The sequence below is a fragment of the Streptomyces spinoverrucosus genome, assembly GCF_006539505.1.
Classification (GTDB): domain Bacteria; phylum Actinomycetota; class Actinomycetes; order Streptomycetales; family Streptomycetaceae; genus Streptomyces; species Streptomyces spinoverrucosus.
In genome coordinates this window covers 74,475-96,307 of record NZ_BJND01000040.1, presented here as the reverse complement: position 1 = coordinate 96,307, position 21,833 = coordinate 74,475, and the positions used below count along the sequence as shown (strand labels likewise).

At 68.0% G+C, this 21,833-nt stretch carries 19 protein-coding genes; 9 read left to right on the top strand and 10 right to left on the bottom strand.

The annotated features are described in order from the left end of the window. Positions 1 to 30 precede the first annotated feature (30 nt). Positions 31 to 2,421, bottom strand: coding sequence for a DUF6049 family protein (locus SSP24_RS26120; protein ID WP_141312140.1), 2,391 nt, complete (start codon positions 2,419 to 2,421; stop codon positions 31 to 33). Between the two features lie 257 nt (positions 2,422 to 2,678). Between SSP24_RS26120 and SSP24_RS26115 the strand changes: the two genes are divergently transcribed. Continuing rightward, complete coding sequence (locus SSP24_RS26115; protein ID WP_141312139.1) at positions 2,679 to 4,118, top strand: CCA tRNA nucleotidyltransferase; 1,440 nt, start codon at positions 2,679 to 2,681, stop codon at positions 4,116 to 4,118. A 114-nt stretch (positions 4,119 to 4,232) separates the two neighbouring features. Here SSP24_RS26115 and SSP24_RS26110 read toward each other — a convergent pair whose 3' ends face one another. The 4 genes from SSP24_RS26110 to SSP24_RS26095 form a co-directional block, all read right to left on the bottom strand. Continuing rightward, positions 4,233 to 4,658: an LppU/SCO3897 family protein gene (locus SSP24_RS26110; RefSeq protein WP_229865043.1), complete on the bottom strand. Its 426-nt coding sequence runs from the start codon at positions 4,656 to 4,658 to the stop codon at positions 4,233 to 4,235. A 124-nt stretch (positions 4,659 to 4,782) separates the two neighbouring features. Then, positions 4,783 to 6,045: an MFS transporter gene (locus tag SSP24_RS26105; RefSeq protein WP_141312138.1), complete on the bottom strand. Its 1,263-nt coding sequence runs from the start codon at positions 6,043 to 6,045 to the stop codon at positions 4,783 to 4,785. Between the two features lie 80 nt (positions 6,046 to 6,125). Continuing rightward, a complete protein-coding gene (locus SSP24_RS26100) occupies positions 6,126 to 7,208 on the bottom strand; it encodes an inositol-3-phosphate synthase (RefSeq protein WP_141312137.1) in 1,083 nt (360 codons plus the stop codon). A gap of 45 nt (positions 7,209 to 7,253) precedes the next feature. Continuing rightward, positions 7,254 to 7,937 (bottom strand): PadR family transcriptional regulator, encoded by a 684-nt coding sequence (locus SSP24_RS26095; protein WP_141312136.1) that lies wholly within the window; start codon positions 7,935 to 7,937, stop codon positions 7,254 to 7,256. Between the two features lie 374 nt (positions 7,938 to 8,311). Here SSP24_RS26095 and SSP24_RS26090 point away from each other — a divergent pair, with 374 nt between their 5' ends. Both SSP24_RS26090 and SSP24_RS26085 read left to right on the top strand, forming a co-directional pair. Then, the gene (locus tag SSP24_RS26090; RefSeq protein WP_141312135.1) at positions 8,312 to 11,014 is read left to right on the top strand and encodes a transglycosylase domain-containing protein; all 2,703 of its coding nucleotides are present in this window, start codon (positions 8,312 to 8,314) and stop codon (positions 11,012 to 11,014) included. A gap of 133 nt (positions 11,015 to 11,147) precedes the next feature. Then, entirely contained in the window at positions 11,148 to 12,647 is a 1,500-nt protein-coding gene (locus SSP24_RS26085) for a glycosyltransferase family 87 protein (RefSeq protein WP_174864709.1), read from the top strand. 106 nt (positions 12,648 to 12,753) lie between these two features. On the opposite strand, the gene SSP24_RS26080 is transcribed toward SSP24_RS26085, so the two are convergent. The 3 genes from SSP24_RS26080 to SSP24_RS26070 all read right to left on the bottom strand — a co-directional run bounded on the left by SSP24_RS26080 (position 12,754) and on the right by SSP24_RS26070 (position 15,483). After that, on the bottom strand, positions 12,754 to 13,785 hold the full coding sequence (locus tag SSP24_RS26080) for an alanine racemase (RefSeq protein WP_141312133.1): 1,032 nt from the start codon (positions 13,783 to 13,785) through the stop codon (positions 12,754 to 12,756). A 74-nt stretch (positions 13,786 to 13,859) separates the two neighbouring features. Then, a complete protein-coding gene (gene femX / locus SSP24_RS26075) occupies positions 13,860 to 14,981 on the bottom strand; it encodes a peptidoglycan bridge formation glycyltransferase FemX (RefSeq protein WP_141312132.1) in 1,122 nt (373 codons plus the stop codon). Positions 14,982 to 15,171: 190 nt separating this feature from the next. Then, on the bottom strand, positions 15,172 to 15,483 hold the full coding sequence (locus tag SSP24_RS26070) for a hypothetical protein (protein ID WP_141312131.1): 312 nt from the start codon (positions 15,481 to 15,483) through the stop codon (positions 15,172 to 15,174). A gap of 263 nt (positions 15,484 to 15,746) precedes the next feature. Between SSP24_RS26070 and rpsF the strand changes: the two genes are divergently transcribed. From rpsF to rplI, 4 genes are all read left to right on the top strand, one after another. Then, positions 15,747 to 16,037, top strand: a complete 291-nt coding sequence (rpsF, locus tag SSP24_RS26065) for a 30S ribosomal protein S6 (protein WP_009189556.1) — start codon at positions 15,747 to 15,749, stop codon at positions 16,035 to 16,037. A gap of 78 nt (positions 16,038 to 16,115) precedes the next feature. Then, complete coding sequence (locus SSP24_RS26060; RefSeq protein WP_141312130.1) at positions 16,116 to 16,694, top strand: single-stranded DNA-binding protein; 579 nt, start codon at positions 16,116 to 16,118, stop codon at positions 16,692 to 16,694. Between the two features lie 57 nt (positions 16,695 to 16,751). Continuing rightward, a complete protein-coding gene (gene rpsR / locus SSP24_RS26055; RefSeq protein WP_003949403.1) occupies positions 16,752 to 16,988 on the top strand; it encodes a 30S ribosomal protein S18 in 237 nt (78 codons plus the stop codon). An 18-nt stretch (positions 16,989 to 17,006) separates the two neighbouring features. Continuing rightward, on the top strand, positions 17,007 to 17,453 hold the full coding sequence (rplI, locus tag SSP24_RS26050) for a 50S ribosomal protein L9 (protein WP_141312129.1): 447 nt from the start codon (positions 17,007 to 17,009) through the stop codon (positions 17,451 to 17,453). 260 nt (positions 17,454 to 17,713) lie between these two features. Here rplI and SSP24_RS26045 read toward each other — a convergent pair whose 3' ends face one another. Beyond that, entirely contained in the window at positions 17,714 to 19,051 is a 1,338-nt protein-coding gene (locus tag SSP24_RS26045; protein WP_141312128.1) for an MATE family efflux transporter, read from the bottom strand. 459 nt (positions 19,052 to 19,510) lie between these two features. Between SSP24_RS26045 and dnaB the strand changes: the two genes are divergently transcribed. Together dnaB and SSP24_RS26035 are read left to right on the top strand one after the other, a co-directional pair. Next, on the top strand, positions 19,511 to 20,986 hold the full coding sequence (dnaB, locus tag SSP24_RS26040; RefSeq protein WP_141312127.1) for a replicative DNA helicase: 1,476 nt from the start codon (positions 19,511 to 19,513) through the stop codon (positions 20,984 to 20,986). After that, on the top strand, positions 20,983 to 21,123 hold the full coding sequence (locus SSP24_RS26035; protein ID WP_229865046.1) for a hypothetical protein: 141 nt from the start codon (positions 20,983 to 20,985) through the stop codon (positions 21,121 to 21,123). Before dnaB ends, SSP24_RS26035 begins: the two co-directional genes overlap by 4 nt. 187 nt (positions 21,124 to 21,310) lie before the next feature. Here the strand turns inward: SSP24_RS26035 and SSP24_RS26030 are convergent, their stop codons facing one another. Next, on the bottom strand, positions 21,311 to 21,784 hold the full coding sequence (locus SSP24_RS26030) for a MarR family winged helix-turn-helix transcriptional regulator (RefSeq protein ID WP_141312126.1): 474 nt from the start codon (positions 21,782 to 21,784) through the stop codon (positions 21,311 to 21,313). Positions 21,785 to 21,833 lie beyond the last annotated feature (49 nt).

The following is a 21,833-nucleotide window of genomic DNA, read 5'->3' as shown; positions in this document are numbered from 1 at the left end:
CATCGTCCCGGGCCAACCGGCCACGACATCTCAACGGTCCACTCTCTCACCCGTCCCGGACGGGTCTGCGCTTTCCGCTGGGGTGTCCGGCACAGGGTCACTCGGCTGCTCCGGGGCGCCTGCCCCGGGCCGGGGACCCGACTCCTCCTTGAGACGTTCCGTGGGGCCCTCGGGGTTCTGCGCACGCTCGGCGTCGTCGTCGGCCGTGTCCGGGCGGTCCTCCTCGGCCTGTCGTGCGGCCGCGCGCTTGCGCTGGGTGTACATCCGGAAGCCGGCGAGGACGAGCAGCAGGACGCCGCCGCCGATGACCAGCATCACCGTGGCGGTGATCTCGGTGACCTTCACGTCGAAGTAGACGGGCATGCCGTAGGGCTTGCCGTCCTCCGTGAACAGCTGGGCCTTCACGGTCACCCGGCCGTTGGCGTTGGCGGACGTGGCGAACTTCACCGACTGGCTGTGGCCGCCCGAGACGGTGACGGGCTGCTCGGCGTAGGCCCTGCCGCCGATCGCCAGTCGGGTCGGGCTGGTCGAGGTGAGCCGCAGGAACAGGTGGTCGACGTCCTGCACCAGGTTGTTCTGGACGGTCACCGGGATCGTGGCGCTGCGGCCGGAGAGCTTGGTCTCCGACTTGTCGATCAGCGTGACCCCCTCGGCGAGGCTGTCGAGGTAGTCCTCCACGCCGTCGCGGTAGTTCTGCGCCTCGGTGGCCCGGCCGCGCCACGACGTGGACATCTCACGGTTTATGGCCCGCCCGAAGGGGGTCACCACGCGGGACTGGTCGGTGAGGATCACCCGGAAGCCGTCCAGCTTGGCCTGTGTCCGCGCGATCTGCTCGAAGGCCGTGCGCGGCAGTTCCTGCTTGCGCAGCGAGGAGGGGTAGTCGGAGGCCGTCGGCACCTTCCTGGTGGCCCCGGGGTCCGGCTTGGCCTTGGCGGCGGCGCTGAGGTTCTGGGACTCGCTCCAGCCGCCGCTCTGCAGCGCCGTGATCGCCTCGGCCATGGCCCGGGCCTGGCTCGCGGTCGGCATGCGCTGTGGGGCGACGACGATGCTGCGCTGCTGGTTCGTCTGGAGGTTGAGGGCGAGGCTCTGGGCGAGGAAGCGCTGCACGGACAGCGTCGTGGTGGACGCCTTCGTCAGATCGCCCTGGAAGGCCGTCGACAGCCGCGCGTCCGCGACCACTGCCGTGGTGCCGCCGCCGATGGGACGGGCCGCGGACGGCGTGTACGACAGTCCGCCGGTCTCCTCCAGGCTGTCGCTGCGGGCGATCACCTTGTCGGCGCCGGCGGAGGTGGCGACCTTGACGATCGACGGGTCCACGGCGCCGTCGACGGGCCAGGCGAAGTCGGTGTTCGGCTTCACGTGGAGGATCGTCTCCACTGTGTTGGCGACGACGTCCGTGGCCTCCTTGAGGCGGCTCAGCGAGCCGGTGACGTTCGTGCCGTTGTGGGCCAGGGAGGCCAGGTCCGGGTCGCCGTAGGGCAGGGCGACGACCTCCTTGTCCGCCACCGCCTTCTGCAGATCGGCCAGCCACTGCTTGGCGACCGCCTGGTGCGTGCCCCCCCTGATGGTGTCGCCGTCGCTCCGCACGCGGTAGCCGCGAGCCATCGCGTCGACGGAGGCCAGCAGGTCCGGGTCGATCACCCAGGTGACGTCGAGGTCCCTGCCCAGGGACACGAGCTGCTGCAGGCGGCCGCCCGGGGAGATCTCCTTGGCCAGGTCGTCGTCGAGGAAGACCGGCGTCTGCTGCTCGTTCGAGCCCGTCTCCGCCGTCATGTGCGCGGTGGAGATGAGCGGCCACAGGAACGTCGTCTTCGTCGTCGTGTCCGCCGCTTCGGGCTGCCACGGCAGGAACGTCCGCTGGATGCCCAGCACCTGGTCCCAGGACTGTGCGGACGTCTCGCCCGAGAGGGCGACGCCGAGCTGGTAGACGCCGCTTTCGCCGAGGTCCAGTTCGTCGACCGGTACGGAGATGCTGAAGCGCTGCGCGACGCCCGGCGTGAGCTTGGCGAACTCCTGGCGGTAGGCGTCGTCGATCTCCGTGCCGTCGGCGCCCGGGAAGTAGCCGGTGCGCTTGGCGGCGCTGTCGATGGCCGAGCGGGTGGTCAGCTCGGGGCCCACACGGAGGTCCACATGGGCGTCGGTGACCGCCTGCTTGCCGTTGTTGGTCACCGTGCCGGCGACGGTCAGGGTGTCGCCCTCGGTGGGAGCGCTGGGGGTGAGCGAGTCGACGGCGACGCTCACCGTGCGGGAGCCGGAGGCCTGCTGCGCGGAGGTCTGACCGGCGGCGTCTGCGGTGGGGGCGGCGGGCAGCTGGAACAGCCCTGCCAGCAGCGGCGCCCCGGCCAGCAACGCTCCGGTGCGCCTCAGCCACCGGCGGGCAGGTGAGGGACTCGTCCCCTGGAAGTCTGCCGCCTCGGCCACGCGCTCGCCCGTCCCTCGTCGTCGTCAGTGGTCGTCGGAATGTGCGTCCCCGCATGGTAACGATGTGCGCTGAGGGGAAGTGCCGCGGACTGCTCCACAAGATCGGGGGAGCCGGGGCCGCTGTCCCGTATGTGCGCCTATAAAGAGGAACGCCTCCGTACGTCGTGAGGGCTGGCCTTGTGCCGTATCGACGGCGGTGTTCGCTCGTACTTAATCGAGACGCTCGCGGTCGTCCGGGCCACGTACCCTGTTCTGTTGTGCCGAACGCCAACGATGACACCCGTGCCCTGAGTCAGGTGCCGCCCCACGCGATGAATGAGCCGCTGCGGGTCGCGCCTGTCGCCGACGACCTTGCCCGCCGCTTCCAGGAGGCCGGGTTCTCACTCGCCCTGGTCGGCGGCTCCGTCAGGGACGCGCTGCTCGGCCGGCTCGGCAATGATCTGGACTTCACGACCGACGCCCGCCCTCAGGACGTACTGAAGATCGTCCGGCCGTGGGCGGACTCCGTCTGGGACGTCGGGATCGCCTTCGGCACGGTCGGTGCCCAGAAGGACGGTTTCCAGATCGAGGTGACGACCTACCGGTCGGAGGCCTACGACCGGACCTCCCGCAAGCCGGAGGTGTCGTACGGCGACTCCATCGAGGAGGACCTCGTCCGGCGCGACTTCACCGTGAACGCGATGGCCGTCGCGCTGCCGGAGAACAAGTTCATCGACCCGCACGGCGGGCTCGACGATCTGGCGGCGCGGGTGCTGCGTACGCCGGGCACTCCCGAGGAGTCCTTCTCGGACGACCCGCTGCGAATGATGCGGGCCGCACGCTTCGCCGCCCAGCTCGACTTCGAGGTGGCACCCGAGGTCGTCAAGGCGATGAAGGAGATGGCCGGGCGCCTGGAGATCGTCTCGGCCGAGCGGGTCCGGGAGGAACTGAATAAGCTGGTCCTGTCCCGGAACCCACGCAAGGGCCTGACGTTGCTGGTCGACACCGGACTCGCCGATCATGTGCTGCCGGAGCTGCCGGACCTGCGGCTGGAGAGGGACGAGCACCACCGTCACAAGGACGTCTACGACCACACGCTGATCGTTCTGGAGCAGGCGATGGCGCTGGAGGAGGACGGCCCCGACCTGACCCTCCGCCTGGCCGCGCTGCTGCACGATATCGGCAAGCCGCGCACGCGTCGCTTCGAGAAGGACGGGCGGGTCTCGTTCCACCACCATGAGGTGGTCGGCGCGAAGATGACCAAGAGGCGGATGACGGCGCTCAAGTACTCCAACGAACTCGTGAAGGACGTCGCGCGGCTGGTCGAGCTGCACCTCCGTTTCCATGGCTACGGCACCGGCGAGTGGACCGACTCCGCCGTCCGCCGCTATGTCCGGGACGCGGGACATCTGCTCGACCGCCTGCACAAGCTGACCCGCTCGGACTGCACCACGCGGAACAAGCGCAAGGCGGCGGCGCTGTCGCGGGCGTACGACGGCTTGGAGGAGCGGATCGCCCAGCTCCAGGAGCAGGAGGAACTGGACGCCATCCGTCCCGACCTCGACGGCAACCAGATCATGGAGATTCTGGGCATCAAGCCGGGCCCCGCGGTAGGCCGCGCCTACCAGCACATGCTGGAGCTCCGCCTGGAGAACGGCCCGATGGAGCACGACCAGGCGGTCGCGGCGCTCAAGGAGTGGTGGGCCGAGCAGAGCTGAGGTCGTGAAACGGGCCTATGTTTCACGTGAAACATAGGCCCGTCGCAAGGTTTCCAGGATGCAGAAGAGGGGCGATGTTTCACGTGAAACATCGCCCCTCGCTGCTGGGGTCGGTCAGACGTCCCCGAGGCAGAGCAGGAACTCGGCCCCGTCGCCGGTCTCGGCGTAGAAGCCCGTGGCCTCCTCGACCTTGCGGCACTCGGTCTCGGCGGTGACCTCGGAGTAGTGGCCGTCGATCTTCTTCACGACCTTGGCCTCCGCCTCGGCGGAGGTGCACTCCACGACCTCCATACGGTCCGAGGAGGACGAGGTGCTCTTCAGGCAGTCACCCACGGCGGCCTGATCGGCGTCGTCCCGGCTGGCGATGTAGCCGCCGATGGCCACGGTGAGCACTGCGATGACGATGACCACATTCTTGATCGTCTTGAAGCTCGGCTTGCGGCGCGGCTGCTCCGGGGGGACCGGAGTCTGGGGCTGGCCCTGCGCGTACGGGTTCTGGCCCTGCGCGAACGGGTTGCCCTGGGGCGGCGGAGTAGTCACTGGGGGTCCCCCTGGAAACGTAGACGTGAGAACGCGCGAAAAGTCGCGCGTAAGACGCACGTAAGTTACAGCTCCCCACTGACAACTCCGAACTCGGGAGCAGCTCTGTGGCTCTGATGTGACATCAGCGGCGTTCAAAGCGGGCCATAGCCCCTGCAACCGCCCCGTAGATCACCGCCACCGTCAGCACCAGAGGAACCGAGCGCCCGTCCGGCGGCAGTATCAGGGCGGCCACCCCTGCGGCGGCGACGAAGGCGACGTTGAACAGGACGTCGTAGACGGAGAAGACCCGGCCCCGGAAGCCGTCGTCGACCGAGGACTGCACGATCGTGTCCGTGGAGATCTTCGCGCCCTGGGTGGTCAGACCGAGGACGAAGGCCGCGACCAGGACGGGCTCGGTGGTGAAGGGGAGGCCGAGGGCGGGCTCCAGGACGGCGGCGGACGCGGCGCAGATGACGATCCAGTGGCCGGGGCCGAACCGGCCGGCGGCCCATGGGGTCAGCACCGCCGCCGCGAAGAAACCGGCGCCCGAGACGCCCACCGCCAGCCCCAGCAGGGCGAGTCCGTCGTCGGTGTTGGTGGTGAGGGCGTATCGGCAGAGCATCAGCAGCATGACCGTCAGGGCGCCGTAGCAGAACCGCATCAGCGTCATCGACGCGAGCGCCCAGGCGGCCTGCCGCCGTGCGGGTTCGGCGAGATGACGAAGACCCGCCACGAGATCCCGGGCGGTACCGGAGAGCGCCGCTTTCAGACGCGGCTGCACCAACTCCCGGTCCGGCCCCAGCAGTTCCCGTCCGATGAGGAGTGACGCCAGCGCCGAGCAGAGGTACAGCGCGGCGCCCAGCAGCACCACGGCGGCATCGGAGTCCGCGATCAACAGCCGTACGACGAAGGCGAGGCCGCCGCCGGCGGTCGCGGCGAGGGTTCCGGCCGTCGGGGAGAGGGAATTGGCCATCACCAGGCGGTCCCCGTCGACCACGCGCGGCAGCGCGGCGGACAGGCCCGCGAGGACGAAGCGGTTGACGGCGGTGACGCACAGGGCGGAGACGTAGAAGAGCCAGTCCGGGACCTGGGCGATCATCAGGATGGCCGTCGCCGACGCCAGCAGGGCGCGCAGCAGGTTGCCGTACAGAAAGACCTGGCGGCGGCGCCAGCGGTCGAGCAGGGCGCCGGCGAACGGGCCCACCAGGGAGTACGGGAGCAGCAGGACCGCCATGGCCGAGGCGATCGCGGCGGGTGAGGTCTGCCGTTCCGGGGAGAAGACGACGTAGGTGGCGAGCCCGACCTGGTACACGCCGTCGGCGCCCTGGGAGAGCAGCCGCACGGCGAGCAGGCGCCGGAAGTTCCGGAAGCGGAGCAGGACGCGTAGATCACGTACGACGGCCATGGGCACAGCCTCACATACGGGGAGGGTCCCCGGGCGCACTGCCTCGGGGACCCTCAGCCCAGCAGGAAGGGAGGTGAGCTCTAGCGCTCGACCTCGCCCTTGATGAACTTCTCGACGTTTTCGCGGGCCACGTCGTCGAAGTACTGGACCGGCGGGGACTTCATGAAGTAGCTCGACGCGGAGAGGATCGGGCCGCCGATGCCGCGGTCCTTGGCGATCTTCGCGGCGCGCAGGGCGTCGATGATGACGCCGGCCGAGTTCGGGGAGTCCCAGACCTCGAGCTTGTACTCCAGGTTCAGCGGGACGTCACCGAAGGCACGGCCCTCCAGACGGACGTACGCCCACTTGCGGTCGTCGAGCCAGGCGACGTAGTCGGACGGGCCGATGTGGACGTTCTTCTCGCCGAGGTCCCGGTCGGGGATCTGGGAGGTGACGGCCTGCGTCTTGGAGATCTTCTTGGACTCAAGGCGCTCACGCTCGAGCATGTTCTTGAAGTCCATGTTGCCGCCGACGTTGAGCTGCATCGTGCGGTCCAGGATGACGCCGCGGTCCTCGAACAGCTTCGCCATGACGCGGTGCGTGATGGTGGCGCCGACCTGGGACTTGATGTCGTCACCGACGATCGGGACGCCTGCCTCGGTGAACTTGTCCGCCCACTCCTTCGTACCGGCAATGAAGACGGGGAGGGCGTTGACGAAGGCGACCTTGGCGTCGATGGCGCACTGGGCGTAGTACTTCGCCGCGTCCTCGGAGCCGACGGGCAGGTAGCAGACGAGGACGTCGACCTGCTTGTCCTTGAGGACCTGGACGATGTCGACCGGCTCCTCGGTGGACTCCTCGATGGTGGCGCGGTAGTACTTGCCGAGGCCGTCGAGGGTGTGGCCGCGCTGGACGGTCACGCCGGTGCTGGGTACGTCGCAGATCTTGATGGTGTTGTTCTCGGAGGCGCCGATGGCGTCCGCGAGGTCGAGACCGACCTTCTTCGCGTCGACATCGAACGCGGCGACGAACTCCACGTCACGGACGTGGTAGTCGCCGAACTGGACGTGCATCAGGCCGGGGACCTTGGACGCCGGGTCGGCGTCCTTGTAGTACTCGACTCCCTGCACCAGCGACGCGGCGCAGTTGCCCACGCCGACGATGGCTACGCGAACCGAACCCATTCCGGTTGCTCCCTGTGTGTACTCGGTGAGGCCCTGACGGGGACCTCACGTGGCGGTGTCGTCGGACGAATCCGGCCGAGAGGTGTCCCCGGGCCGGGGCAGGTCGCCAGACGCTCCAGATGTGGTGTCCTGCTGAGCGGGCCCCCCGGTGGCGGAACCGCGAAGGTCCCGCCCGGCCCGCTCGCTCTCGATGAGCTCGTTCAGCCAGCGCACTTCGCGCTCCACGGACTCCATTCCGTGGCGCTGGAGCTCGAGGGTGTAGTCGTCGAGGCGCTCCCGGGTGCGGGCCAGGGAGGCGCGCATCTTCTCCAGGCGCTCCTCCAGCCGGCTGCGGCGGCCCTCCAGCACGCGCATGCGTACGTCACGGGAGGTCTGGCCGAAGAAGGCGAACCGGGCGGCGAAGGTCTCGTCCTCGTACGCGTCCGGCCCGGTCTGCGAGAGCAGCTGTTCGAAGTGTTCCTTACCCTCCGCCGTCAACCGATAGACGATCTTGGCGCGACGGCCGGTGAGCGGAGCGGCGAGGGCGTCCTCGGAGGTGTTCCCCGGCTCCTCGATCAACCAGCCGTTGGCGACCAGCGTCTTGAGGCAGGGGTAAAGCGTCCCGTAGCTGAACGCACGGAACACGCCCAGTGACGTATTGAGTCGTTTGCGCAGCTCGTAGCCGTGCATCGGAGATTCGCGGAGCAGGCCGAGTACGGCGAACTCGAGGATCCCGGAACGCCGGCTCATTGTCGCCTCCTCTCTGCTGCGGTCGGGCCGTCACGGTCTTTATGTCGCGCTGATGTATCGACTCGATACATCACGACGATAGAACGACCCCTGGAATGCGACAAGAGGGGGAATCGTGAACGGCGTCACATCACTGATTCGTAGGAAGCAAGTTGCCTGTTTTGGGGTGAACTTCAGGACTCGGTGGGTTTTGGTGCTGCGTAGTCTGTGCGGCATGCACACCACCGGGAACCGAGTTGCCTCTGGGGGCGTCCTCGTCCTCGGTGCAGTACGGATGAATGCGGAACGGACCACATCCGTACTTCGGGGGGACCGGAAACCAGCCGCCGTTTCCAGGCGCGCCAGGGTGCGCCTGCCCTAGGAGTAGTCGTTCGATGAGCGAGCACCGTCGCAAACCGCCGCAGCCGCAGGGAGGCGGACGTGCCGCGGCCCGACGCGGCCAGTCCGGTTCGTCCTCCGGCCGCCGTGCGGCACCGCGAGGCGCCACCGGGTCTCCTTCCGACGCGTACGGGTCGGGTTCCTATGGGTCGGGAGGAGAGGAGCGCCCGCACGGCGGCCGCGCCGAGGCCCGGCGCGCGGCACAAAGAGGTGGGGGCGGTCGTCGCAGAGCGGCCGACCCCGGCCGGGGCAGCCGGCGGGCCGGCGCGGCCGGACCGGGTCGGGGGCGCGCGGCGGCCTCCGACAGGAAGCGGATCATCGACTATCCGCGCGCGGGCAAGTACGGCTGGCGCCGCTGGGTGCCGTCCTGGAAGCTCGTCTCCGGCCTGTGCCTGGGCTTCTTCGGCAGTCTGGTGGCCGTCGCGGGCATCGGATACGCGATGGTGGGCGTCCCGGACGTGGCGAAGACGGCCAAGGCGCAGAACAACGTCTACTACTGGTCCGACCGCACCGAGATGGTGTCCACGGGCGGGGAGACGAACCGGCAGATCATCAATCTGTCGCAGATCCCGAAGAACATGCAGTACGCGGTCATCTCCCAGGAGAACAAGACCTTCGAGACGGACAGCGGCATCGACCCGAAGGGCATCGCCCGCGCGGTGTTCAACATGGCCCGGGGCGGCGAGACGCAGGGTGGTTCCACCATCACTCAGCAGTACGTCAAGAACGCCATGCTGGACGACCAGTCGCAGACCCTCACCCGTAAGTTCAAGGAGCTCTTCGTCTCCATCAAGGTGGGCACCTCCGTCCCCAAGGACAAGATCATGGAGGGCTACCTCAACACCGCGTACTACGGCCGGAGTGCCTTCGGTATCCAGGCGGCCGCACGTGCGTACTTCAACAAGGACGCCATCGACCTGGACGCGGGCGAGTGCGCCTTCCTGGCGGCCATGCTCAAGGGCGCCACGTACTACGACCCGGCCGGCGCGACGTCCATCGACCCCGCCGCCACGCCGGAAGCCAACACGAAGCGGGCCCTGAGGCAGATGCAGGACACGCTGGACAAGATGGTCGAGTACGGTCATCTGGACGCCGCGGAGCGAGCCAAGCACACCGGACTGCCGAAGGTCGAGAACCCCCGGGCGAACAGGGCGCTGAGCGGCCAGATCGGTTACCTCGTGGACCTCGCCAACGGCTACCTGCTCAACAACAGCGAAAAGACCGGCGTCACCGAGCGCAAGCTCCGGGAAGGCGGCCTCTCGATCTACACGACCTTCGACAAGAAAAAGGTCGACGAGCTCGAGAAGGCGGTCAAGAAGGTCCAGAAGGCCAACATCGACCCCAAGAAGCGACCCAAGACGGACACGCACGTCCAGTTCGGCGGCGCTTCCGTGGATCCGGCGACCGGTGCCATCGTGGCCATCTACGGCGGTGAGGACGCGACCAAGCACTTCACCAACAACGCCAACGAAACCGGCGCCCAGGTCGGATCGACGTTCAAGCCGTTCGTGCTCGCGGCCGCCATGACGTGGGGGGTCCGCGATCCCGACCTCGGCCCCACCCAGGCCCAGGACGAGCGCACCCTCGTCTCCCCGAAGAGCCTGTACAGCGGCAAGAACAAGCTCAAGATCAAGAACTATGACGGTTCGATCTGGCACAACGACAAGGGCGAGGAGTGGCTGCAGGTCAACGACGGTGACGAGACGTACGGCGACCCACCGAACCACCAGATCGACCTCCGAGAGGCGATGCAGTTCTCGGTGAACTCGGCCTACGTGCAGCTCGGCATGGATGTCGGCCTGGACAAGGTCAAGGAGGCGGCCGTCCGCGCGGGTGTGCTGGAGACCAGCCTGGCCGGCATCGACTACCCGTCGTTCTCCCTCGGTATCTCCGACCCCAGCGCCATCCGCATGGCGGGCTCGTACGCCACCTTCGCGGCCAGCGGGAAGCAGCGCGACCCGTACTCCGTGCAGAAGGTCACGGACAAGGACGGCACGCTCTACGAGCACGAGGTCACGGCCGAGCAGGCCTTCACGGCGAAGGTCGCCGACAACGTCACCGACGTTCTGAAGACCGTGGTCGATGACGGTACGGGTTCCAACGCCCAGCTGACGGGTCGGGAGGTGGCCGGCAAGACCGGTACCACCGACGGCAACAAGTCGGCCTGGTTCGTCGGCTACACCCCGCAGCTGTCGACCGCGATCAGCATGTTCCGGTACCCCGACGACGAGAACATCAAGAACCGCACGTTCCTGGAGATGTACGGAACGGGCGATCAGAAGTCGATTCACGGTGCCTCGTTCCCGTCGGAGATCTGGCACGACTACATGGAGCAGGCCCTGAAGGGCGAGGAGCCAAAGGCGTTCCCGGAGCCCGAGCCCATCGGCGAGGTGGTCAACGAGCTGCCGACGCCGACGCCGACTCCCACGGTCACCGAGACCGAGGAGGTGGAGGAGAGCCCTTCGCCGACGCCGACGCCCACCGAGTCCGAAGTCACTCCCTCGCCCTCGGCGAGCGACACCTGTGAGCCCTTCGACTGGAACTGTCAGGACACCGGTGGCACGGGGACCGGCGGTACGGACACCGGCGGCACCGACGGTGGTGTGACCACATCGCCCGATCCCACGGAGTCGGGTGGGGAGAACGGCAACAATGGCAACGGCAACGGAGGCGGCCTCTTCCAAGGCACGACCGGTTAGCCGCCGAATTTCCCATCGACGGTGTTTCACGTGAAACCGAGATGGGGTGTTTCACGTGAAACATGGGCCGCCGCACCGCTGAGGTGCGGCGGCCCTCGGCGTACTCCTAGACACGTACGGCAGGATGTGGGCCATGCCCAGTGCAGAAACGACGCGAGTGAGCGCACACGAGCCGGACCCGGTGCGGCCCACCACGGCCGACGAGGTCGCCGCGAGCGGCAGTGAGCTGATCGGCGGTCCCCTCGGACGGCGCGCCCTACTGGGGACGTCCTGGTGGACTCCCGTGCGGGTGATCGCGCTCGTGGCGATCGGGGTGTTCGCCCTCGGACTGGTCCAGAAGGCGCCCTGCTACAACGGCGCCTGGTTCTTCGGTGCCAGTTCGCAGTACACGCACGCGTGCTACTCGGACATCCCGCACCTCTACAACGGGCGTGGCTTCGCTGACGGGCTCGTGCCGTACTTCGACCGGATCCCCGGCGACATGGAGTACCTCGAGTACCCGGTGCTGACCGGTGTGTTCATGGAGGTCGCCGCCTGGCTCACGCCCGGCACCGGCAGCATGCAGGACCAGCAGCAGTGGTACTGGATGGTCAACACCGGCATGCTGATGGTCTGCGCGGCCGTCATCGCCGTCTGCGTGACCCGGACGCACGCCCGGCGCCCCTGGGACGGTCTGCTGGTCGCCCTGGCGCCCGCCTTCGCGCTGACCGCCACCATCAACTGGGACCTGCTGGCGGTCGCTCTGACGGCCGCGGCGATGCTGATGTGGTCGCGGGGCCGTTCCGTGGCCTTCGGCGTGCTGCTGGGGCTCGCCACGGCCGCAAAGCTCTATCCCCTCTTCTTGCTGGGGCCGCTGTTCTTGCTGTGCTGGCGTGCGGGCAAGTGGCGGGACTTCGGCAAGGCGCTGGCGGGTGCGGTCGTCGCCTGGCTGGTCGTGAACCTGCCGGTGATGCTCTTTGCCTTCGACGGCTGGTCGAAGTTCTACACGTTCAGCCAGGATCGGGGCGTCGACTTCGGGTCCTTCTGGCTGATCCTGGTCCAGAACTCCAGTGACCCGCTCAGCACCGAGACGGTCAACACCCTCGCCACGCTTCTGATGCTGCTGTGCTGCGTCGGCATCGCGGCACTCACCTTCACCGCGCCGCGCCGTCCGCGCTTCGCCCAACTGGCCTTCCTGGTCGTCGCGGCGTTCATCCTCACCAACAAGGTCTACTCGCCCCAGTACGTCCTGTGGCTGGTCCCACTGGCCGCGCTGGCCCGGCCGAAGTGGCGGGACTTCCTGATCTGGCAGGCGTGCGAGGTCGCGTACTTCCTGGGCATCTGGATGTACCTCGCGTACACGACCAGCGGTGACGCCCACAAGGGGCTGCCGACCGACGGCTACCACTGGGCGATCGGCGTGCACCTGCTGGGGACCCTGTACCTGTGCGTCGTCGTCGTGCGCGACATCCTCATGCCGGACCGGGACGTGGTGCGCCAGGGCGGCGAGGACGATCCCTCGGGGGGTGTGCTCGACCGGGCGGAGGACGTGTTCGTCCTCGGGCCTGCGGCCCATCCGCCGCGGCACGCGGCCCAGTTCGAAGGGCCTCAGGTGGAGTGGGGCAGCGGGAAGGCGACCGACAGTTCGCTTTGAGCGAACAGCCCTTCACGGACGTCGTACGCCCGGAGCCGGGCCATGAGAAAGGCCGTACACGGCGATTCCGTGTACGGCCTTCCGGCTGTTGTGGACGTCGCCGCCGTCAGCGGTCGACGAGGCGGTCGAACTGCGTGGTGGTGTGCCGCAGATGGGCCACCAGCTCGTCACCGACCTTCGGCTCCGGGGCGTCCGCCGGCACGAACAGGATGCACACCTGCATGTGCGGCGGCTCGGCGAACCAGCGCTGCTTGCCGCCCCACACGAACGGCGAGAGGTTCCGGTTGACCGTGGCGAGGCCGGCGCGGGCGACGCCCTTGGCGCGCGGCATGACGCCGTGCAGCGCCTTGGGGGCCTCCAGGCCCACTCCGTGCGACGTACCGCCCGCCACGACGACCAGGAAGCCGTCCGAGGCCGCCTTCTGCTGCCGGTAGCCGAAGCGGTCGCCCTTGGCGACGCGCGTGACGTCCAGGACGGCGCCGCGGTACTCGGTGGCGTCGTGGTCCCCCAGCCACAGCCGCGTGCCGATACGGGCGCGGAAGCGGGTCTGCGGGAACTGCTGCTGGAGCCGGGCGAGTTCCTCGGCCTTGAGGTGGCTGACGAACATCGTGTGCAGCGGCAGCCGGGCCGCACGCAGGCGGTCCATCCAGCCGATGACCTCCTCGACGGCGTCCGAGCCGTCGGTGCGGTCCAGCGGCAGATGGATGGCGAAGCCCTCCAGCCGGACGTTCTCGATGGCGGCGTGCAGCTGCGGCAGGTCCTGCTCGCTGATGCCGTGCCGCTTCATCGAGGACATCACCTCGATGACCACGCGGGCACCCACGAGGCCGTACACGCCGTCGACCGACGACACCGAGCGGATGACACGGTCGGGCAGTGGTACGGGCTCCTCGCCGCGCCGGTACGGCGTCAGCACCAGCAGGTCACCGCCGAACCAGTCCTTGATGCGCGCCGCCTCGTACGTCGTGCCCACGGCGAGGATGTCCGAGCCCAGCCGTGTGGCCTCCTCCGCGAGGCGCTCGTGTCCGAAGCCGTAGCCGTTGCCCTTGCAGACCGGGACGAGCCCCGGGAACTGCTCCTGCACGTGCTTGTGGTGCGCCCGCCAGCGCGCGGTGTCGACGTAGAGCGTGAGCGCCATGGCCGGACCTGGAACCTTTCTCGTGGCTGCGGTGTATCAGAGGTGTGGAAGCTATCGAACCAAACGTCCGGGGCTCAGCGGCGCGACATGTAGATGTCGAGCGCCTTGTGGAGCAGCTTGTTCAGCGGGAAGTCCCACTCGCCGAGGTACTCGGCGGCCTGCCCGCCCGTGCCGACCTTGAACTGGATCAGTCCGAAGAGGTGGTCCGACTCGTCCAGCGAGTCGGAGATGCCGCGCAGGTCGTAGACGGTGGCGCCGAGCGCGTAGGCGTCGCGCAGCATCCGCCACTGCATCGCGTTCGAGGGCCGGACCTCGCGGCCGATGTTGTCCGAGGCGCCGTAGGAGTACCAGACGTGCCCGCCGACGATCAGCATCGTCGCCGCGGACAGGTTCACGCCGTTGTGACGGGCGAAGTACAGCCGCATCCGGTTGGGGTCCTCGGTGTTGAGGGCCGTCCACATGCGCTGGAAGTACGCCAGCGGGCGGGGCCGGAAGTGGTCGCGCACGGCCGTGATCTCGTACAGCCGCTGCCACTCCTCGAGGTCGTGGTAACCGCCCTGGACGACCTCGACGCCCGCCTTCTCGGCCTTCTTGATGTTGCGGCGCCACAGCTGGTTGAAGTCCTTGTGGACCTCTTCCAGGGAGCGGTTCGCCAACGGCACCTGAAAGACATAGCGGGGCTGTACGTCGCCGAAGCCGGCGCCCCCATCCTCGCCCTGCTGCCAGCCCATACGACGGAGCTTGTCGGCGACCTCGAAGGCGCGCGGCTCGATGAAGTCGGCCTCGATGTCCCGCAGACGCTTGACGTCCGGGTCCTGGATGCCCTTCTTGATGGACGTGGCCTCCCAGCGCCGGATGATCACCGGCGGGCCCATCTTCACGGAGAACGCGCCCTGCTGCTTGAGGTGGGCCAGCATCGGCTGGATCCAGTCGTCGAGATTCGGCGCGAACCAGTTGATGACCGGGCCCTCGGGGAGGTAGGCGAGGTAGCGCTTGATCTTGGGCAGCTGGCGGTAGAGGACCAGGCCCGCGCCGACCAGCTCGCCGGTCCGCTCGTCGAACCAGCCGAGGTTCTCCGAGCGCCACTCCGCCTTGACGTCCGCCCAGGCCGGAACCTGCATGTGACTCGCCGACGGCAGGCTCTGGATGTAGGCCAGATGCTGCTCTCGACTGATGGTCCTCAGGGTCAGGCTCATTCGGGGCGCTCCTCGGGCTGGTGTGTCCCCATGGGGTCAGGGGCTCCGGCTCTCGCGCCGAAGCCTACTGCGCCCCACGAGCGCCCCGACTGGGCGTACGCAACCTTCGCCCCGGCCTGTCGCGGCCGCGGCGGCGAGCGCTGTGCCCCGAGGGGCTCAGCGCGGTGTTACGAGACTGTGGTCGAGCGGGTCAGAACAGCCCGCCGAACAGCCCCCCGTGGGCCATGCCCAGGAAGAAGCCGACGGCCGAGGCGCCGAGGCCCAGCACCAGTCCGAAGCGTTCGCGGGTCGTCTCCGAGATCCACTGGCCGTACGCCCCGGTGAGGATCCCCACCAGGCCAGTCCAGGAGCTGATCAGATGAAGGCCGTCGAACATCGCCGTGACGAAGGCGACCACTCCGAGGACCAGGGTCACCGCGAGCAGTGCGTCCTGGACGGGATGGGGTCGGCCGTCCGTGGCGAAGAGGGATCCGGCGGTGTTGGGTCGCAATGCCTGTGCCATGGGGCACCTCCTGCGGAAGGCGGCGCATCGTAGCGCCTTACACACCCGATGTGTACAGATTGACGGGCACCGCGGCTGGATTTCAACCGGAAGCCGGTGTGCGGGTACTCTGTACCGTCTGCACCGGTGTCTGCCCAGGCCACAGCGGGATACCCCGATCGGGGTCCCGATTGTCAGTGGCGGCCGATACCGTTGCGTACGCATCACAACCCTCCTGCCACGGAACGACCGTGGCCGCTGAGTCCAAAGGAGGTGGGTTCCACATGCGTCACTACGAGGTGATGGTCATCCTCGACCCCGATCTCGAGGAGCGCTCTGTCTCCCCGCTGATCGAGAACTTCCTTTCTGTCGTCCGTGACGGTGGCGGAAAGGTCGAGAAGGTCGACACCTGGGGCCGTCGTCGTCTCGCGTACGAGATCAAGAAGAAGCCCGAGGGCATCTACTCGGTCATCGACCTGCAGGCCGAGCCTGCGGTCGTCAAGGAGCTCGACCGCCAGATGAACCTGAACGAGTCGGTCCTCCGGACCAAGGTCCTCCGCCCCGAGACCCACTGAGCTTCCGCTCAGCTGATCCCGGGATTCGAGTAGCACCACAAGCAGCCAGCAGCAGCAAACCCGCCGAGAGGTTCCCCCATGGCAGGCGAGACCGTCATCACGGTCATCGGCAATCTTGTCGACGACCCCGAGCTGCGCTTCACCCCCTCCGGTGCGGCGGTCGCGAAGTTCCGTGTCGCGTCCACGCCTCGCACCTTCGACCGTCAGACCAACGAGTGGAAGGACGGCGAGAGCCTGTTCCTGACCTGCTCGGTCTGGCGCCAGGCGGCTGAGAACGTCGCCGAGTCGCTCCAGCGAGGCATGCGCGTCATCGTGCAGGGCCGGCTGAAGCAGCGGTCGTACGAGGACCGTGAGGGTGTCAAGCGCACGGTCTTCGAGCTGGACGTCGAGGAAGTCGGCCCCAGCCTGCGCAACGCCACGGCCAAGGTCACCAAGACCACGGGTCGAGGTGGCCAGGGTGGTTACGGCGGCGGTGCCGGCCAGGGTGGCGGCGGCTGGGGCGGTGGCCCCGGTGGCGGCCAGCAGGGCGGCGGCGCTCCCGCCGACGACCCGTGGGCGACCGGCGCTCCCGCCGGTGGCCAGCAGGGCGGTGGCGGCGGCTGGGGCGGTGGCTCCGGCGGCAGCGGTGGCGGCTACTCGGACGAGCCCCCCTTCTAGGCCTCACGGCCGAGGGTGGGTCGTACCCACACTTCTTGATCACACAGGAGAAACACCATGGCGAAGCCGCCTGTGCGCAAGCCGAAGAAGAAGGTCTGCGCTTTCTGCAAGGACAAGGTCACGTACGTGGACTACAAGGACACGAACATGCTGCGGAAGTTCATTTCCGACCGCGGCAAGATCCGTGCCCGCCGCGTGACCGGCAACTGCACGCAGCACCAGCGTGACGTCGCCACGGCCGTCAAGAACAGCCGTGAGATGGCGCTGCTGCCCTACACGTCCACCGCGCGCTAAGGGAAGGGTGACCGACTCATGAAGATCATCCTCACCCACGAGGTCTCTGGCCTCGGTGCCGCGGGCGATGTCGTCGACGTCAAGGACGGTTACGCTCGCAACTACCTGATCCCGCGGAAGTTCGCTATCCGCTGGACCAAGGGTGGCGAGAAGGACGTCGAGCAGATCCGTCGTGCTCGCAAGATCCACGAGATCCAGACCATCGAGCAGGCCAACCAGGTGAAGGCCCAGCTCGAGGGTGTCAGGGTTCGCCTGGCCGTCCGCTCCGGCGACGCCGGTCGTCTCTTCGGTTCCGTCACCCCGGCCGACATCGCCTCGGCGATCAAGGCTGCCGGTGGCCCCGAGGTCGACAAGCGCCGCATCGAGCTCGGCGCTCCGATCAAGACGCTGGGCGCCCACGAGACGTCCGTGCGTCTGCACCCCGAGGTTGCCGCCAAGGTCAACATCGAGGTCGTCGCTGCGTAAGCGCTGCGCTCGTTGAAGCAGGGAGTGGGGTCGCATCCTTCGGGGTGCGGCCCCACTCGTGTTGTTGGGGTGGGTGTCTCTTGTGGCCAGTTGTTGGGTGGATGTCTCTTGTGGCTCCTGTGGTGAGCGGTCGGCCGTGGGTGTTTCACGTGAAACATCGGCCATCGGGGGCTGTTTCACGTGAAACGCCGAGCCGGGCTACGCGTCCTGCTGCTTGACGTCCTGCTGCTTGACGTCCTGCTTCTCGCGGGACAACTTGCTCACCGCGTCGCGCCGGTGACGAGCCATCGGCCCGAGCGCGTGCGCAGCCATAGGGTGAGCATTCGGACCGTCATCATCAGAGTCATGGCCGCCCACAGCGCGGTGAGCCCGCCGCCGAAGGTGGGCACGAGGAGCGCCACGGGAGTGAAGACCGCCAGGGTGAGGAGCATCGCCCAGGCAAGGTATGGGCCGTCGCCGGCTCCCATCAGGACGCCGTCCAGGACGAAGACCACGCCGCAGATCGGCTGGGAGAGCGCGACCACCAGCAGGGCGGGAAGAGCGGTGTCCTTCACGGCGGAGTCGCTGGTGAACAGAGGGAGGAAGGCCGGGCGGGCCACGACGACCAGAACTCCGAGTACGAGGCCGACTGCGATGCCCCACTGCACCATGCGGCGGCAGACGTCGCGGGCTCCCTCCGGGTCGTCGGCGCCGAGGTAGCGTCCGATGATGGCCTGTCCGGCGATCGCGATGGCGTCGAGCGCGAAGGCCAGCAGGCTCCACAGGGAGAGGATGATCTGGTGGGCCGCTATGTCGGCGTCGCCGAGACGGGCCGCGACGGCTGTCGCGATCATGAGGATGGCCCGCAGCGATAGCGTGCGGACGAGCAGTGGCGCCCCGGCCTGTGCGGACGCTCTGATCCCGGCGGCGTCCGGGCGCAGTGAGGCGCCGTGCCGACGGGCTCCGCGGATGACGACCACGAGGTACACGGCCGCCATGCCGCACTGGGCGATCACGGTGCCCCAGGCGGAGCCTGCGATGCCGAGGCCGGCGCCGTAGACGAGGACCGCGTTGAGGACGCCGTTGGCGACGAAGCCCGCGACGGCGACGTAGAGCGGCGTCCTGGTGTCCTGCAGACCGCGCAGGACACCGGTCGCGGCGAGGACGACGAGCATGGCGGGGATACCGAGGGACGAGATCCGCAGGTATGTGGTCGCGTAGGGGGCCGCTGTGTCCGAGGCGCCGAAGAGTTCCACGAGGAACGGTGCCATGGGCAGGACGACGGCGATGACGCCGGCGCCGAGCAGCAGTGCCAGCCAGATACCGTCCATGCCCTGACGGATCGCTGACGGGAGGTCACCGGCGCCAACTCGTCGGGCCACGGCCGCCGTGGTGGCGTAGGCGAGGAAGACGAAGATGCTGACGGCGGTCGTCAGGAGTGCTGAGGCGACACCGAGTCCGGCGAGTTGGGCCGTGCCGAGGTGGCCGACGATCGCGCTGTCGGCCAGGACGAAGAGGGGCTCGGCGACCAGTGCGCCGAAGGCCGGGACGGCCAGCGAGACGATCTCCCGATCGTGTTGTCGCCGGGCGGCCCTGGGGGTCGCGGGAGCCTGTGTCATGAGCACCAATCTAATCTTCCACAGGTAAGAGATGCAATGCCATTGTGCCCCTTACTTGACCTGGCATCGTGTGTACTGTTGTGCACTGTTCGAAGCGATCTTGCGCTGACTGGGGAAGTTTTTCTTCTGCACAGCCGGTGGATGGGAAAGGCGCAGGTCAGGAGCAGTTTGAGGGCGGCGGTGCGGGCTTGTTCACAGGCCTGTCCACCGGGTCGTGCACAGGTTTCGCGGAGTTGTCCACAGCATCGGGGCCGTCGTCCACATGGCCTGTGGATAACCAGATTGGCTGACGGTGCCCGGGGGCCTACCGTGGTCCGGCGCCCGCTCCCTCCGTCGGCTGTGAAACCGTCACAAAACCAACGCGCGAGAACCGGAGCCGGGCCTCTCAGTTGTCAGTGCCGTGCCGTAGAAATGACGGGCACGGTGAGGTCCGCTCGGCGGACGGGAGGAGGTGGCTCGGTGAGTATTTCCGAGCCCTTGGACGACCCGTGGGCCGACAGTGGTCCCAGCGATCGTCTGCCCTCCCGCCGCCGCGGGGACGGCGGCCGGGGTCGCGAAGAGCAGCATGAGCGAGGCCGGGAGAACGGCGCCTGGGACGGCGGAGGTTCGTCCTTCGAGCGAGTTCCGCCGCAGGATCTCAACGCCGAACAGTCCGTGCTGGGCGGCATGCTGCTGTCCAAGGACGCCATCGCCGACGTCGTGGAGATCCTCAAGGGACACGACTTCTACAAGCCCGCGCACGAGACGATCTACCAGGCGATCCTCGACATCTACGCCAAGGGCGAGCCGGCCGACCCCATCACGATCGCCGCCGAGCTCACCAAGCGTGGCGAGATCAACAAGGTCGGTGGCGCGTCGTATCTGCACACCCTCGTCCAGACGGTGCCGACGGCGGCGAACGCCGAGTACTACGCGGAGATCGTCCATGAGCGGGCCGTCCTGCGCCGCCTCGTCGAGGCAGGCACCCGTATCACGCAGATGGGATACGCGGCCGACGACGACGTCGACGAGATCGTCAACCGGGCCCAGGCCGAGATCTACGCGGTCACCGAGCAGCGCACCAGTGAGGACTATCTGCCGCTCGGCGACATCATGGAGGGTGCGCTCGACGAGATCGAGGCGATCGGTTCACGCACCGGCGAGATGACCGGGGTGCCCACCGGCTTCACCGACTTCGACTCGCTCACCAACGGTCTGCACCCGGGCCAGATGATCGTCATCGCCGCGCGTCCCGCGATGGGCAAGTCGACGCTCGCGCTGGACTTCGCCCGGGCCGCGTCGATCAAGCACAACCTGCCGAGCGTCATCTTCTCGCTCGAAATGGGGCGCAACGAGATCGCGATGCGTCTGCTGTCCGCCGAGGCCCGGGTCGCGCTGCACCACATGCGCTCCGGCACGATGACCGACGAGGACTGGACACGGCTGGCCCGCCGGATGCCGGACGTCTCCGCGGCCCCGCTCTACATCGACGACTCCCCGAACCTGTCGATGATGGAGATCCGCGCCAAGTGCCGCCGCCTGAAACAGCGCAACGACCTCCGGCTGGTCGTCATCGACTACCTCCAGCTGATGCAGTCCGGCGGTTCCAAGCGCTCCGAGAGCCGACAGCAGGAGGTTTCGGACATGTCCCGAAACCTCAAGCTGCTGGCCAAGGAGCTGGAGATCCCGGTCATCGCGCTCTCCCAGCTGAACCGTGGCCCCGAGCAGCGCACGGACAAGAAGCCGATGGTCTCCGACCTGCGTGAATCCGGGTCCATCGAGCAGGACGCCGACATGGTCATCCTGCTGCACCGCGAGGACGCCTACGAGAAGGAGTCGCCCCGCGCGGGCGAGGCCGACCTGATCGTCGCCAAGCACCGAAACGGCCCGACCGCAACCATCACGGTCGCCTTCCAGGGCCACTACTCCCGGTTCGTGGACATGGCACAGACTTGACCCGCTGGCACCGAGGGCAGCACTACTCGGGTACCTACTGGTCAGCGACCATGCGCGACTACGAACCCCGCCTGGAGCTGGCCGGATTGCTCTTCGCAGACCTCGATCGCAGCGTCCACGGCATCGTGGCTCGCTGAACGGGGTGCCGGACCTCCCCCGCGAAGCCGGCATGAGCACCGCGAACATGGCCCCTGGGCCCACCCCCACAAGATCCCTCTCCGCCCCCGCGGAAGAGCAAGCCACGACGCCGGTCTCCGCGCCGGCGAGCAAGCCCCCGGCATCCCTGCCGTCCCGCCCTGTCTTCCCGGCATGCGTGACGAGCTGCTATTCGCTACTTGGGTCAGTTTCAACGCAGGGCTCTTCCGGCTGGACTATGCGCACGAGGAGACCCATGAGCTGGGTCCGCTCGGCAGGCGTCAAAGCAGCGGTCAACTCATCGTTCGCCTCACGGCCCAGTCTCTCGGTCTGAATCAGGCGACGTTTCCCGCTCGGCGAAAGGGCGATGGCGTTTTTACGGCGGTCCTTGGCGTCCGGCGCTCGGGTCACGAGGCCATCGTTTTGGAGATCGTTGAGGATCGCGACCATGTCCTTGGGATCGATGCTCAGGCTGCGGCCCAGCTCCGCCTGCGATACGGGTCCCAGTTCGGCGACTGCCGATAGCACGGCATGGTGCATCATCCGCATGCCCACCTGAGCGAGGGCTTCGGCGACGAGCCGGTGTCCCCGAGCTGCGGCACGGCCCAGGAGCCAGCTGGGGAGGGAGCGGATACGGGCGGGAGCGCGGGTGGTCTCGGACATGAGGCCAGACTAACCGGAAAATCGTTGGGGCTCCCTACGATCTTTCGCT

Excerpts from the sequence above, each read along its gene's own strand:
- SSP24_RS26105 (WP_141312138.1), bottom strand. The coding sequence starts at position 6,045 with ATGGCCGTCGTACGTGATCTACGCGTCCTGCTCCGCTTCCGGAACTTC.
- SSP24_RS26100 (WP_141312137.1), bottom strand. The coding sequence starts at position 7,208 with ATGGGTTCGGTTCGCGTAGCCATCGTCGGCGTGGGCAACTGCGCCGCG.
- SSP24_RS26095 (WP_141312136.1), bottom strand. The coding sequence starts at position 7,937 with ATGAGCCGGCGTTCCGGGATCCTCGAGTTCGCCGTACTCGGCCTGCTC.
- SSP24_RS26090 (WP_141312135.1), top strand. The coding sequence starts at position 8,312 with ATGAGCGAGCACCGTCGCAAACCGCCGCAGCCGCAGGGAGGCGGACGT.
- SSP24_RS26085 (WP_174864709.1), top strand. The coding sequence starts at position 11,148 with ATGCCCAGTGCAGAAACGACGCGAGTGAGCGCACACGAGCCGGACCCG.
- SSP24_RS26080 (WP_141312133.1), bottom strand. The coding sequence starts at position 13,785 with ATGGCGCTCACGCTCTACGTCGACACCGCGCGCTGGCGGGCGCACCAC.
- femX (WP_141312132.1), bottom strand. The coding sequence starts at position 14,981 with ATGAGCCTGACCCTGAGGACCATCAGTCGAGAGCAGCATCTGGCCTAC.
- SSP24_RS26070 (WP_141312131.1), bottom strand. The coding sequence starts at position 15,483 with ATGGCACAGGCATTGCGACCCAACACCGCCGGATCCCTCTTCGCCACG.
- rpsF (WP_009189556.1), top strand. The coding sequence starts at position 15,747 with ATGCGTCACTACGAGGTGATGGTCATCCTCGACCCCGATCTCGAGGAG.
- SSP24_RS26060 (WP_141312130.1), top strand. The coding sequence starts at position 16,116 with ATGGCAGGCGAGACCGTCATCACGGTCATCGGCAATCTTGTCGACGAC.
- rpsR (WP_003949403.1), top strand. The coding sequence starts at position 16,752 with ATGGCGAAGCCGCCTGTGCGCAAGCCGAAGAAGAAGGTCTGCGCTTTC.
- rplI (WP_141312129.1), top strand. The coding sequence starts at position 17,007 with ATGAAGATCATCCTCACCCACGAGGTCTCTGGCCTCGGTGCCGCGGGC.
- SSP24_RS26045 (WP_141312128.1), bottom strand. The coding sequence starts at position 19,051 with ATGACACAGGCTCCCGCGACCCCCAGGGCCGCCCGGCGACAACACGAT.
- SSP24_RS26030 (WP_141312126.1), bottom strand. The coding sequence starts at position 21,784 with ATGTCCGAGACCACCCGCGCTCCCGCCCGTATCCGCTCCCTCCCCAGC.